This window comes from Stenotrophomonas sp. LM091 (assembly GCF_001806305.1).
Lineage (GTDB): Bacteria > Pseudomonadota > Gammaproteobacteria > Xanthomonadales > Xanthomonadaceae > Stenotrophomonas > Stenotrophomonas bentonitica_A.
Genome location: NZ_CP017483.1, coordinates 1,530,977 through 1,543,897 on the forward strand (window position 1 = coordinate 1,530,977; position 12,921 = coordinate 1,543,897).

Here is a 12,921-nt window from a genome sequence, read left to right on the forward strand (position 1 = left end):
ACGCAGACCGGCGACCGTACTCTTACTGCTGCAACGTGATGGCCGGGTAAAAGGTGAGCGTCGGCGCTAGATTTTCAGGTAGATGCGGCGGCTGTCCAATGCCCACACCACGAACCACCACACCGTCACGAACAACAGCGCGCACAGCAGCGAGGCCAGCGCGGGTGCGGCCGGCAGCAGCGCCGAAATGCCCTGGTACAACCACGCCCATGCCCCGCTGGCGATCAGCAGCAGGGCCATCACCGAGGACCCGACGTAGGCGGCGATGGCGTTGACACCAAAGCGCCGGCCCAGTGCCGGCAGGCCGGCACGATCGACCAGTTGATGCGCCAGCAGCAATGCCGCCACCGACAGCCCACCGCTCCACAGCACGAAGCTGGGGGTCCACAACTGCTTGTTCAACGGCAGCAACGGGGTGCAGAGCAGGCCCAGCAGCAGGCAGGCCAGCGCCAGGCCGCCCAGCGCGCGCAGCCTGCCGGCGCGCAGCCAGCCCCCCGCGATCAACCCCAGCAAGGTGGTGGCGATCGCCCCTGCGCTGCTGAGCAGCCCCTCGGGATCATGGCCCAGGCCGGTCAGCGGGTCGTACCGGTACAGGAACGGTGCGAACAGCACGGTATCCAGGCGACTGGCCGGGTTCTGCCACGGGGCCAGCGACCCGGCCCCCAGCAGGACCAGTGCATAGCCCGCCAACACGCCCAGCAGCACCATCCACTGCGTGCGTGCGCGGGTGCCGATGGCCAGCACGCCGACCACGGCCACGCACAGGGCGATCCGCTGCAGCACACCCCACAGGCGATACGCCGGCAGCTCGAACAGCCACCACGCCAGCAGGTGCAGCAACGCCCCGGCGATCAGGATGCGCAGCGCGCGCTGCAGCACGCCACGCACCAGCGCCGGGCGCGCGGCCGGGTTGGTCGCGCGTGGCGCCAGGCTGAAGGCCATCGAGACGCCGGCGATGAACAGGAACAACGGGAAGATCAGGTCGGTCGGGGTGAAGCCATGCCACTGCGCATGCAGCAGCGGCGCGTAGACGTGGCTCCAGTCACCGGGGTTGTTGACCAGCAGCATCGCTGCGACGGTCAGGCCGCGCAGCGCGTCGATCGAGCCCATCCGTCCCGGCGGCGCGGCACTCATGCGTCTTCGCGCTGCCCGGCGATCCAGGTGCTGCGCACCTGCAGGGCATCATCGAGCAGGACCAGGTCGGCGTGATGACCCTCGGCGATGTGCCCGTAGCGGTCATCCAGATTCAGGAACTGCGCGGGATAGGTCGAGGCCATGCGCGCGGCTTCCGCCAGCGACACGCCCAGCAACTGCACGCTGTTGCGCACCGCCGTGGCCATGTCCAGCGCCGAGCCGGCCAGCGAGCCGGCCGCATTGCGCACCACGCCGTCGATGGCGGTGATGACCTCGCCATACAGTTCGTAGCTCGGGTCTTCCGCACCCACCGGCGGCATCGCATCGGTGACCAGCATGACCTTGCCGCGGGGCTTGGTCGCCAGCGCCACGCGCAGGCTGGCCGGGTGCACGTGCACGCCGTCGGCGATGATGCCGACCCAGCTGTCGCGATCTTCCAGTGCCGCACCCACCGCGCCCGGCTCGCGACCGGTCAGCGGTGACATCGCGTTGTACAGATGGGTGAACCCACGGATGCCGGCCTCCAGGCCCGCACGCGCTTCTTCGTAACTGGCCGCGGTGTGGCCGGCCGCCACGACCACGCCACGCTCGACCAGCGCGCGGATGCTCTCCAGCGGCACGCGCTCGGGTGCCAGCGTCAGCAGGGTGACGCCGTTGTCCAGCGAGGCGGCCAGCGCGATCTCCGCAGCATCGGGCACGCGGAACTTGTTCGCATCGTGCGTGCCCTTGCGGGCCGGCGCGATGTACGGGCCTTCCAGATGGATACCGAGCACGCCCGGTACGCCTTCGCTGATGGCCTGGCGGGTCGCGGCGATCGCCGCACGCATCACCTGCACATCGTCGCTGATCAGGGTCGGCAGCAGGCCGGTGGTGCCGAAACGGCGGTGCGCCTGGGCCAGCGTGCGCAACGTGGCGACATCGGGGCTGTTGTTGAACAGCACGCCGCCGCCGCCGTTGACCTGGGCATCGATGAAGCCTGGCAGCAGCCAGCCACCGCCCAGGTCCACCTGCTCGTCGGCCTGGCCGAGCATCGGGGCGGCATCGGATACCAGTGCGGTGATCCTGCCACTTTCGATCACCACGGCCAGGTCGTCGCGGAAGTCGTCGCCGGCCAGGATGCGGGCGTTGCGCAGGACAGTTTTCATCAGACGGTTTCCGTCACCTTGTTCAGATGCGGCGGCAGGTCGGGGTTGTGGCCGCGGCGCAGCGCCAGCGCGTTGATCGCGCGGTAAAAGCTCTGGATGGTCAGCAGTGGCGCGCACGCCGGGTGCGGGGCGACCGGCAGCGGCAGATCGCCGCCGACATCGGCCAGCCACACCTGCGCATCGCGCGCAGCGAACTCGCTCAGCACCGCGCGGGTACCGGCGCCGGTTTCATCCGGCTGGGCAAAGGCCAGCACCGGGAAGCCCGGGCCGACCAGCGCCATCGGCCCGTGCTTGACCTCGGCCGAGCTGTAGGCCTCGGCGTGCAGGCCGCAGGTTTCCTTGAACTTCAGCGCTGCTTCCTGCGCGGCGGCCAGGCCCAGGCCACGCCCCAGCACGAACAGATTGTGGGCCGGCACCAGGCCCTCGGTCAGCGACGACCAATCGGTGTTCCAGGCCTCGCGCAGGGCATCGGGCAGCGCACGCAGCGAAGCGATCAAGCCCACGTCCTGGGTCCAGTACGCGACCAGTTGCAGAATGGCCGACAGCGAGGCCAGGTAGCTCTTGGTCGCTGCCACGCTGCGCTCGGCACCGGCGCCCAGCGGGATCACCGTCTCGGCCAGCTGCGCCAGCGGCGAATCTTCGACATTGACCAGTGCCACCACGCGCGCGCCGGCCGCACGTGCGGCTTCGGCATTGCGCAGCAGGTCCGGGCTCTTGCCCGACTGCGAAATCACGATGTACAGCGCGCCGCGCAGCTTCAATGGCGCTTCGTAGACCGAACCGACCGACGGCGACGCCGAAGCGGTCACCAGCCCGAGGCGCGTTTCCAGCAGGTACTTGGCGTAGGTGGCGGCGTGGTCGGAGCTGCCACGTGCGCAGGTCACCACGAACGGCGGCGGCGCCGCGCGCAGGCTGGCGGCCAGCGTCTCCACGGCCACCTGGTTGCGTGCGAACTGCGCGGCGATCACATCGGCAGCCTCGGCGGCTTCGCGGTACATCAGGGTGTCGTGGGGAGCAGGCAGGGACATGGGGACTCAGGTCGTTTCAGGAGAGGGAAGCCGTGCGCCCTGCGGGCGCATCGGCGCGGTGGAGCCGCGCACCACCAGCTGCGGCACGAAGCCCTGGTTCTGCAGCTGCAGTGGCGCGTCGTCGTAGGCATCGCTGCGCAGCTGCGCGATCAGCAGGCGCGCGGCATGCCGGGCGATGTCTTCGGTGGCCTGCTTGGCGGTGGTCAGCGGCGGCCAGGACTGGCGAGAGAACGGACTGTCCTCGAAGCCGGCGATGGACAGGTCGTAGGGCACGTTCATGCCGGTGGACTTGGCGGCGGCCAGCACGCCGGCGGCGATTTCATCGTTGGAGCCGAAGATGGCGGTGGGCGGTTCGCGCAGCGCCAGCAGGCGGCGCGCCCCACGGAAGCCATCATCGAAGGTGTAATCGCCCTGCACCACCAGGTGCTTGTCGATGGTCATGCCGTAATCGCGCAGCGCCGCTTCATAGCCGGCATAGCGCTCGCCACTGGAGCGGTGCGAAGTGCCGCCCCAGAGGAAACCGATGCGCTGGTGACCGAGCTGGATCAGGTGCTCGGTGATTTCATAGGCGGCCTCGCGGTCGTCAACGAACACGCAGGCACCATCTTCGGGATCGGCGGTGGCGGCGATGATGCGCACCAGCTTGATCCCGCGCGCGGTGAGCGCAGCCACCAGATCCTTGCGCTCGGACATCGGCGCGGTCAGCACCAGCCCGGCAAGGCGCGAGCGCTGCACCCAGTCGGCCAGCTCTTCGGCCAGCATCGGGGAGCTGGAGTCGCAGGGGTGGATCTGCAGCCCGAACCCGGTTTCACGGCACGCGGCGAGCACGCCGTTCTGTACGCCGATGATGTGGTACGGGTTGGGGTTGTCGTAGACCAGCCCGACCACCAGCGTAGTGCCGGTGCGCAGGTTGCGCGCGGCCGGATCGGGCTCGTAATCCAGCTCGGCGATCGCGCGCAGCACCCGGGCGCGGGTGGCCTGCATCACCGAGGGCTCGTTGTTGATCACCCGCGAGACCGTCTTCAGCGATACCTTGGCCCGTTCGGCGACATCCTTGATGGTCGCTCTGCGCATCGTTTTTTCCTGGCTGACCGGTTGAGCGTCCATGATCGCCGATCACTGCCCGTCGCGGGACAGCCCGACGCGGTGGCCGCGCATCGAATAGAACAGGATGTACAGGTAGCAGGGCACCATCAGGCCGGCGAATACCCACTGGAAGTCGAAGTGCTGCTTGAGCACGGCAAACAGCTGGGGAATGATCGCGCCACCGGCGATGGCCATCACCAGCAGGGCCGAGCCGGTCTCGGTGAAACGGCCCAGGCCGCGGATCGCCAGCGGGAAGATGGCCGGCCACATCATCGCGTTGGCAAAGCCCAGGGCCGCCACGAAGCCCACCGACACGTAGCCGTGGGTGAACAGCGCGCCGATGCAGAACACCACGCCGAGCACGGCGGAAATGCTCAGGTAGCGCGACTGCGAAACCAGGTGCGGAATCAGCGCCAGGCCGGCCAGATAACCGATGAGCATCGCGCCCAGGGTGATCGAGGTGAACATCTTGGTCTGGTCCAGCGGCAGGTCGAAGCCATGGCCGTAAGTGCCGATCGCATCGCCAGCCATCACTTCCACGCCGACATAGACGAACAGGCACAGCACGCCCAGCCACAGGTGCGGGAACTGGAAGATGCTGGTGCGCTCGGCCACCCCCGGCGCGCGGGCCGGCGTGGCGTTGGCTTCGGAGGTCTTCAATTCGGGCAGCGGCGAGAACAGCACGCCCACCGCCAGCACCACCAGCAGCCCGGCCATGGCCATGTACGGCAGCTGGATCTTGGCGGCGAAGTCGTTGAGCAGGACGGTCTTGGCCGCTGCGTCGGCGACCTTCACCTGGGCATCCAGATCGCCGATGCCGTGCAGCACCAGCGTACCGATCAGCACCGGCGCGAGCATGCCGGCGATCTTGTTGCAGATACCCATCAGCGCGATGCGCCGGGCCGCGGTCTCGATCGGGCCAAGGATGCTGATGTACGGATTGACCGCCGTCTGCAGCAGGGCCAGGCCACTGCCGATGACGAACAGGCCGCTGAGTGCGCCTGGATACCAGCGCTGCTGCGCGAAGTGGGCGAACACCACCGCGCCGGCCGCCATCACCAGCAGGCTCAGGCTCAGGCCCTTCTTCATGCCGGTGCGCTTGAGGATCCACGAGGCCGGCAGCGCCAGGAAGAAGTACGACAGGTAGAAGACCATCAGCACCAGGAAGGCGCCGACCTCGTCCAGCTCGAAGGCCAGCTTGACGAAGGTGATCAAGGGCCCGTTGAGCCAGGTGAAGAAGCCGATCAGGAAGAACAGCACGCCGATGATCAGGATCGAGGTAAGCACGCTCGAACGCGCGGAGGCAGCAGGCACGGCAGACATCAAGGAGGCTCCTGCATCGACGGCACCGGAGCGGCGTCGGAAGAGTGGCTGGGAACAACGTTGTCACATTTATTCGTTGCCGCCGCCGGGTTTGTCAACAACTGGTTCACGCCGGGACCGCGCATTTTCTTTTGCTGCACCTGCGCAATCTGGCGGCAGCGCTGGCCATTACCGGAGCCGAGGCCCTATTCACGGCAGTTTGCGAAAACATGACGGCAGCGTGATGAAAACGTTTTCCCGCGCAAACCCGCGTTGCGGCGCAGCATCGAAAGTGTGAGGTTATCGTTGACATCGTTGTCAGAACGATTACAGACTCCGCCTCAATCGCCGGGTCAGCCCTGGCCACGCCCAACCGATGGAGTCCGTGTGACCATAGCCGCCCACGCTGTTCCGGCCCATGCCCCGCCCGCCGCGATGCCACCGTTCCTGGCCGCCGACGTGGGTGGCACGCATGTGCGGGTTGGCCGGGTCCAGGCCAGTGCCGATCCGGCCCATCCGGTCCAGCTGCTGGACTACCGCAAATTCCGCAATGCCGATTACGCCGGCCTCAGCGCGATCCTGTCCGACTTCCTGGCCGATGGCCCGCGTCCGTCCCATTGCGTGGTCGCCACCGCCGGCTATGCCCGCGAAGACGGCACGGTGATCACCGCCAACCTGCCCTGGCCACTGTCGGCACGTCAGATCGAACGTGATGTCGGCCTGGACCAGGTCTATATCGTCAACGACTTCGAGGCCGTGGCCTACGCCGCCGCGCAGGTCGATGCCAGCGGCGTGCTGCAGCTGACCGGCCCGGCCACCGCACCGCGCGGCCCGACCCTGGTGGTCGGCCCCGGTACCGGCCTCGGCGCGGCCGTGTGGATCCCGACCGCCCACGGCGCCGTGGTCCTGGCGACCGAAGCCGGCCAGCCGACCCTGGCCACCACCACCGAACTGGAGATGGCGATCGTGCGGCAGATGCTGCGCGATCGCTCGCACGTCTCGGTCGAGCAGGCGCTGTCCGGCCCCGGCCTGATGAACCTGTACCGCGCGCTGTGCGCATTGAACGGCCAGACCCCCGCGCTGACCACCCCGGATGCGATCACCGCTGCTGCGATGGCCGACCAGGATCCGCTCGCACGGCAGAGCCTGGATGTGTTCTGCGGCCTGCTCGGCAGCACGATCGGCGACATGGCGCTGCAGTACGGCGTCACCGGCGGTGTCTACCTGGCCGGCGGCATCCTGCCGCAGATCCGCGACTTCCTGTTGAACAGCACCTTCGTCGAGCGGTACCTCAACAAGGGGCCGATGCGCGAGGCGCTGGAACGTATTCCCGTGAAGGTGGTCGAGCACGGGCAGCTGGGCGTCATCGGCGCCGCCAGCTGGTACCTCGGCCGCTCGGAAACCTGACCTGCCACGGCGCCGGAATCGGCGCCGCGGACACCGCACCACGCAGTACGTAGCACCCAAGGCGCACCCGGACAACAGGCGCGCGGCACAGTCGTACCAGACGCAAGCAAACCGACGCCGTCGCCGGCGACCATCGAGTGATGAGGAGAGACATCATGAACACCCGCAAGACCCTGCTTTCCGCAGCCATCGTCAGCTGCCTGGCCTTCAGCGCCCACGCGCAGCAAGCCGCCCCCACCGCCACCGATCTGGACACCGTGCAGGTCACCGGCATCCGTGGCTCGATGGAAAAGTCGCTGGATACCAAGCGCGATGCCAATGCGCGCCTGGAAGTGGTCACCGCCGAAGACGTGGGCAAGCTGCCCGCACACAACGTCGCCGACACCCTGCAGCGCCTGCCCGGTGTGAACATCAGCTCGTCCAGCGCCGACGAAGGCGGCTTCGATGAAGCCGACCGTGTCAGCCTGCGCGGCACCAGCCCGAGCCTGACCCAGACCCTCATCAACGGCCACAGCGTCGGCTCGGCCGACTGGTTCGTGCTCAGCCAGGGCAACAACGTCGGCCGCAGCGTGAGCTATTCGTTGCTGCCGTCCGAGCTGGTCAGCTCGGTGGAAGTAAACAAGTCCTCGCAGGCCAAGCTGCAGGACGGCGGTACCACCGGCACCGTCAACATCATCACTCGCACCCCGCTGCAGTTCGCCAAGCAGTTCACGGCCGAGGCATCGGTGGGCGCCGTGCGTTCGGACCAGGCCGACTCGACCGATCCGCAGTACTCGGCGCTGTTCAACTACAAGAATGACGCCAACACGTTCGGTGTGCTGGTGCAGGGCTTCTACCAGGAGCGCGAACTGCGCCGTGAAGCGCAGGAAATCCCCGGCGGCTTCTTCGCACTCAAGGCAACCGATCCGGTCGTGGCCGGCATCCCCGACCCGGCCAATCCGGGCCAGTTCCTGCAGGCGCCGCGCCCGGACCTGGAAGGCCTGTCCATTCCCGGCCTGCTGGGTTCGACCCTGTTCGAGCAGACCCGCAAGCGCAAGGGTGGCATGGTCACCCTGCAGTGGAAGCCGATCGACACGCTGACCCTGGGCCTGAGCGGCTTCACCTCCGAACTGGAAGCGAACAACTACAACCGCAACTTCATGATGTTCGGCAGCGGCTTCGGCCGGAGCCAGGCCCCCGATCCGGGTTACACCGTGGTCGATGGCGTGATCACCAACGCGACGTACACCGGCGTTCCCGGTACGAACTACGGCGTGTACGACATGATCTACCGCGAGGCCACCGCCAAGAGCAGCTACGTCACCTTCGACGCGGACTGGCAGATCAACGACAACCTGAACGCAAAGTTCCAGGCCGGCACCACCAAGGGCACCGGCGAAACCCCGCGCCAGTTCATCGCCGAAGTCACCGTCGGCCAGGGTGGCGGCGCGTCCTACGCCAGCCACGGCGCCGGCTCCCCGGTCGACTGGAACATCGGCGGCGACCTGAGCGAAGCAGGCGTTACCAGCTTCGGCACCTGGGGCAACCAGCTGGTCAAGGCCGAAGACAAGGAAGACTGGGCGTCGGTGGATTTCAATCAGTACTTCAGCGACGGTGGCGCGCTGAGCTCGATCGACTTCGGCCTGCGTTTCGCCGACCACGAACGTGAGGCCCTGTCGCCGGAAGGCGCCTCCCCGGGCGACATCTGGTCGGCGCTGCGCGGCAGCGCCACCGGGCAGTACCCGGGCAACTTCGCCAGCGGCGTGGGCGGCACCTTCCCGCGCAACATCTGGTATTACACCCCGGATGCGCTGAAGAACGCCATCATCAACAACTCGACCTGGCTGGCCGGCAATGACGGTCCCGACGGCCGCCACAACTACGGTGCCGAGTGGAAGGTGAAGGAAAAGAACTTCGCCGGTTACGTGCAGGCCAACTTCGCCGGTGACTGGTGGAGCGGCAACCTCGGCCTGCGCTACGTCAACATCAAGCAGGACATCGATACCTACCTGGCCGTCAGCGACCCGGCCCGCGCCGACGTGCGCAGCCTGTTCGGCATGTGGCAGCGCCAGGCCTTCGAGAACAAGCACGACCGCGTGCTGCCCAGCGCCAACATCAAGTTCGACCTGGACGACGACCTCGTGCTGCGCGTGGCCGCATCGCAGACCCAGACGCTGCCGGACTACTCGGCACTGGGTGCGTCCTCGTGGGGTTCGGATCTGAACAAGACCGGCGGTGGCGGCAACCCCGACCTGAAGCCGACCCTGTCCAGCAACCTGGACGCCAACCTGGAGTGGTACTTCATGCCGCGCGGCCTGGTGTCGGTGGGCGCGTACCATATGCGCCTGAAGGACTACATCGCCTTCGACGTGGTCCAGCGCCAGCTGTTCAGCGAACTGACCAACCGGCTTGAAACCTACGACATCTCCACCCCGATCAATGCCGACGGGCAGGTCACCGGCGTGGAAGTGGCTTACGAGCAGCCGATCGGCGAGTACTTCGGCGTCAATGCCAACTACACCTACGCCAACGGCAAGACCGACCACACCTGGGCCGATGGCACCAACAACCTGCTGGGCACGTCGAAGAACACCTACAACGTGGGTGCCTACTTCGAGAACGAGCGCTTCGGCGCCCGCGTCAGCTACACCCGCCGCTCTTCGTTCCTGATCAGCCTGTCCGGTACCAACCCGTACTACCAGGATGACTTCGGCACGCTGTCGGCGTCGCTCAGCTACAAGGCGACGGACTGGCTGAGCATCAGCCTGGATGGCCTGAACCTCAACAACCCGACCTACAAGTACTACCAGAGCGCGTTGATTCCGACCTCGTTCTACTCCAACGGCCGCCAGTACTATCTGAACTTCCGCTTCAAGTACTGATCGCCGCGGTAACACGCTGCACACCTGAAACGGGCCCGGATTTCCGGGCCCGTTTCGCAGGTGGAACCCGATTCGCTACAAAGGAATGACCCGATGCACACCCGCACCCGTCGTACCTCGCTGTCGCTGCTGTCCTTCGCACTGGCACTTTCCCTCGCCCCGCTGGCCCAGGCCACCGACGCACAGGCACCGAACGGCCCGCAGGCCCTGCCCGGCTCGCTGATGCTGATTCCCGCACCGGCCAGGGTCGACCGCCTCGACGGCGCCGGCTATACGGTGAGCGCGGCCACCCCGGTGCATGCGCAGGGCCAGGCCGCCGGCCGCGTTGCTGCCCAGTTCGCCACCCTGCTGCGCAACAGCGGTGGCCCGGCGGTGACGGTCAGCGAAGGACGCGGCAAGGACGGCATCCGCTTCGTACTCGACGCCACGCTCAAGACCGGCGCCGAGGGCTACCAGCTGCGTTCGGACGCGCGCGGCGCAACGGTGCAGGCCGCAACCGAAGCCGGACTGTTCTACGGTGCGGCCACGCTCTCGCAGCTGCTCACCGGTGGCAGCCAGGGGCAACTCCCGGCGCTGCGCATCGACGATGCCCCCCGTTTCAGCTGGCGCGGCCTGATGCTCGATTCGGCCCGCCATTTCCAGAGCCTGGATGAGATCAAGCAGGTCCTCGATGCGATGGCCGAGCAGAAGCTCAACACCTTCCATTGGCATCTCACCGATGACCAGGGCTGGCGCATGGAGATCAAGCGCTACCCGAAGCTGACCGGGGTCGGCAGCTGCCGCATTCCGGCCGGCGATGGCGGCCGCGATCCGGTCACCGGCGCCGAGCGCCCGTACTGCGGCTTCTACACGCAGGCGCAGATCCGCGAGGTGATCGCGTATGCGGCTGAGCGCCACATCCAGGTCATTCCGGAGATCGACGTCCCGGGCCACGCGACCGCGGCAATCGCGGCCTATCCGGAGCTTGGCACCCTCGACACGCCGCTCAGGCCGTTGAGCGAATGGGGCGTGTTCCCGAACCTGTTCAACACCGAAGACAGTACCTTCGCGTTTCTCGAGAACGTGCTGGAAGAGGTCATCGCGCTGTTCCCGGCCAAGTACGTTCACGTGGGCGGCGACGAAGCGGTCAAGGACCAGTGGGAAGCCTCCGCGCGGGTGCAGGCGCGCATGCGCGAGCTGGGCGCCGGTGATGAGATGGAAATGCAGAGCCACATCATCAAACGCCTGGAGACCTTCCTGGAAAAGCACGACAGGCGGCTGATCGGTTGGGACGAGATCCTTGAGGGCGGTTTGCCGCCGGAGGCCACGGTGATGTCCTGGCGCGGCACCGAAGGCGGCCTCAAGGCGGCCAGCGAGGGCCATGACGTGGTGATGTCGCCGGTGACGGACATGTACATGGATTACCTGCAGACCAACTCGCCGAACGAGCCGCCGGGCCGCCCGGCGACGATTCCGCTGGCGCGCGTGTACGGCTTCGAGCCGGTGCCCGATGCACTGGCCAAGGACAAGCAGCACCACATCCTCGGCCTGCAGGCCAACATGTTCACCGAGCACACCCGCAGCTACGCCCGCCTGCAGCACAACCTGTTCCCGCGCCTGGCCGCCGTGGCCGAGACCGGCTGGTCGCCGCGCGAACGACGCGACTACGCCGATTTCCTGGCGCGCCTGCCGGCGCAGCTGCAGCGATACCAGGCCATGGGCATTGCGTACGCACAGACCCCGTTCCAGGTGGAGCTGGACAGCCGCGATGACCGTCGCGCCGGCACCGCGACGCTGGCCCTGCGCAGCCCCCTCGGCTACGACATCCACTACAGCGTGGACGGCAGCGCGGTCACCGCCCGCTCACCGCGCTACACCGCCCCGCTGCAGCAGCCGCTGCCGGTGGCGCTGCAGGCGGCCACGTTCTTCAATGGCCAGGCACTGGCCAAGGCGGCCAGCCGCTTCGACATCACCGCTACCTCGCTGCTGTCGCGCACCGACGAGCAGCTCGCGCAGTGCCCGGGCGAAGGCCAGCTGCTGCTGCGCCTGGAAGACGACGGCCCGGCCGAGGGCGAGCGGGCGATCTTCAACGTGGACATCTTCAACCCGTGCTGGCTGTGGAAGGATGCAGACGTGGACGGCATCGCCAAGCTGCGCGTGCGTGCCGGACAGATTCCGTACTACTTCCAGCTGGCCCACGATGAGCCGAACCGGCGCTTCGCGCCCAAGCGCAGCGCACACGGGGAGATGGACATCCTCGGCGGGCAGTGCGATGGCAAGCCGCTGGCCAGCGTGACGCTGCCGGCCGCCCCGGGCGCCGATGGCTTCATCACCCTGGAGGCTGCATTGCCGCGGTCGCTGAAGGGCACGCAGAACCTGTGCGTGCGCTTCACCGGCGATACCCGGCCGACGATGTGGGTGCTGGATGAGATGACCTTGTTGCCGCGGTGACGCCGCAGCCGCAGGCGGGACGGAAGAGGTCGTGCCGGCCGCTGGCCGGCACCTCATGAATCCGGCATTCGCCAGGTTGCCGGCCAGCGGCCGGCACTACCCGTCATGCGTCGCCCGGGCGGCAGTACCGGTGCCGCATTACCCGCGCAGGCGTACCAGCAGGTCGCGCAACGGGGTCAACACGATCGCCGTGCCGGCCAGCACGCCAACGCTGTTGGCGAGCGCGTCCATCGGGTCGGCCATGCGGTTGACGGTCAAGGCGCCCTGCGCGAATTCGATGCCAATACCCAGCGCGACCAGGCCGACCGCGGCCCAGATCAGGGCCGCGCGTCGCTGGTAGATCTGCACTGCCGACGAGGCCAGCAGGAAGTACGCGAGGAAGTGTTCGATCTTGTCGCTGTTCTCCGGCAACGTGAGCGGCGGCGGCGGGATCAGGCAGACCACGATCGTGCCCAACACCGCCCCCCACCACAGCGCCAGCCAGAACCGCGGCCAGCGCAGCGGCTTCAACAGGTTCGTGGCCACCAC

General features: G+C 67.5%; 9 protein-coding genes. 3 read left to right on the top strand and 6 right to left on the bottom strand.

All coding sequences use genetic code 11. The features are described from left to right. Positions 1–66 precede the first annotated feature (66 nt). The 5 genes from BIZ42_RS06685 to BIZ42_RS06705 are packed head-to-tail and all read right to left on the bottom strand — an operon-like array spanning position 67 to position 5,716. On the bottom strand, positions 67–1,134 hold the full coding sequence (locus tag BIZ42_RS06685) for a heparan-alpha-glucosaminide N-acetyltransferase domain-containing protein (protein WP_070425942.1): 1,068 nt from the start codon (positions 1,132–1,134) through the stop codon (positions 67–69). After that, positions 1,131–2,279, bottom strand: coding sequence for an N-acetylglucosamine-6-phosphate deacetylase (gene nagA, locus BIZ42_RS06690; RefSeq protein WP_046274269.1), 1,149 nt, complete (start codon positions 2,277–2,279; stop codon positions 1,131–1,133). The genes BIZ42_RS06685 and nagA overlap by 4 nt, the downstream gene beginning before the upstream one ends. Beyond that, positions 2,279–3,307, bottom strand: coding sequence for an SIS domain-containing protein (locus tag BIZ42_RS06695; protein WP_070425943.1), 1,029 nt, complete (start codon positions 3,305–3,307; stop codon positions 2,279–2,281). The genes nagA and BIZ42_RS06695 overlap by 1 nt, the downstream gene beginning before the upstream one ends. Positions 3,308–3,313: 6 nt before the next feature. Beyond that, complete coding sequence (locus BIZ42_RS06700; RefSeq protein WP_019186013.1) at positions 3,314–4,381, bottom strand: LacI family DNA-binding transcriptional regulator; 1,068 nt, start codon at positions 4,379–4,381, stop codon at positions 3,314–3,316. 42 nt (positions 4,382–4,423) lie between these two features. Next, on the bottom strand, positions 4,424–5,716 hold the full coding sequence (locus tag BIZ42_RS06705; RefSeq protein ID WP_019186014.1) for a sugar MFS transporter: 1,293 nt from the start codon (positions 5,714–5,716) through the stop codon (positions 4,424–4,426). A 414-nt stretch (positions 5,717–6,130) separates the two neighbouring features. Between BIZ42_RS06705 and BIZ42_RS06710 the strand changes: the two genes are divergently transcribed. The 3 genes from BIZ42_RS06710 to BIZ42_RS06720 all read left to right on the top strand — a co-directional run bounded on the left by BIZ42_RS06710 (position 6,131) and on the right by BIZ42_RS06720 (position 12,393). Next, positions 6,131–7,102: a glucokinase family protein gene (locus BIZ42_RS06710; RefSeq protein WP_019186015.1), complete on the top strand. Its 972-nt coding sequence runs from the start codon at positions 6,131–6,133 to the stop codon at positions 7,100–7,102. A gap of 155 nt (positions 7,103–7,257) precedes the next feature. Next, positions 7,258–9,963: a TonB-dependent receptor gene (locus tag BIZ42_RS06715; RefSeq protein WP_070425944.1), complete on the top strand. Its 2,706-nt coding sequence runs from the start codon at positions 7,258–7,260 to the stop codon at positions 9,961–9,963. Positions 9,964–10,056: 93 nt separating this feature from the next. Next, entirely contained in the window at positions 10,057–12,393 is a 2,337-nt protein-coding gene (locus tag BIZ42_RS06720) for a family 20 glycosylhydrolase (protein ID WP_070425945.1), read from the top strand. A 138-nt stretch (positions 12,394–12,531) separates the two neighbouring features. Here BIZ42_RS06720 and BIZ42_RS06725 read toward each other — a convergent pair whose 3' ends face one another. Beyond that, positions 12,532–12,921 carry a hypothetical protein gene (locus BIZ42_RS06725; protein WP_070425946.1) on the bottom strand — a complete coding sequence of 130 codons (390 nt, stop codon included), beginning with the start codon at positions 12,919–12,921 and terminating at the stop codon, positions 12,532–12,534.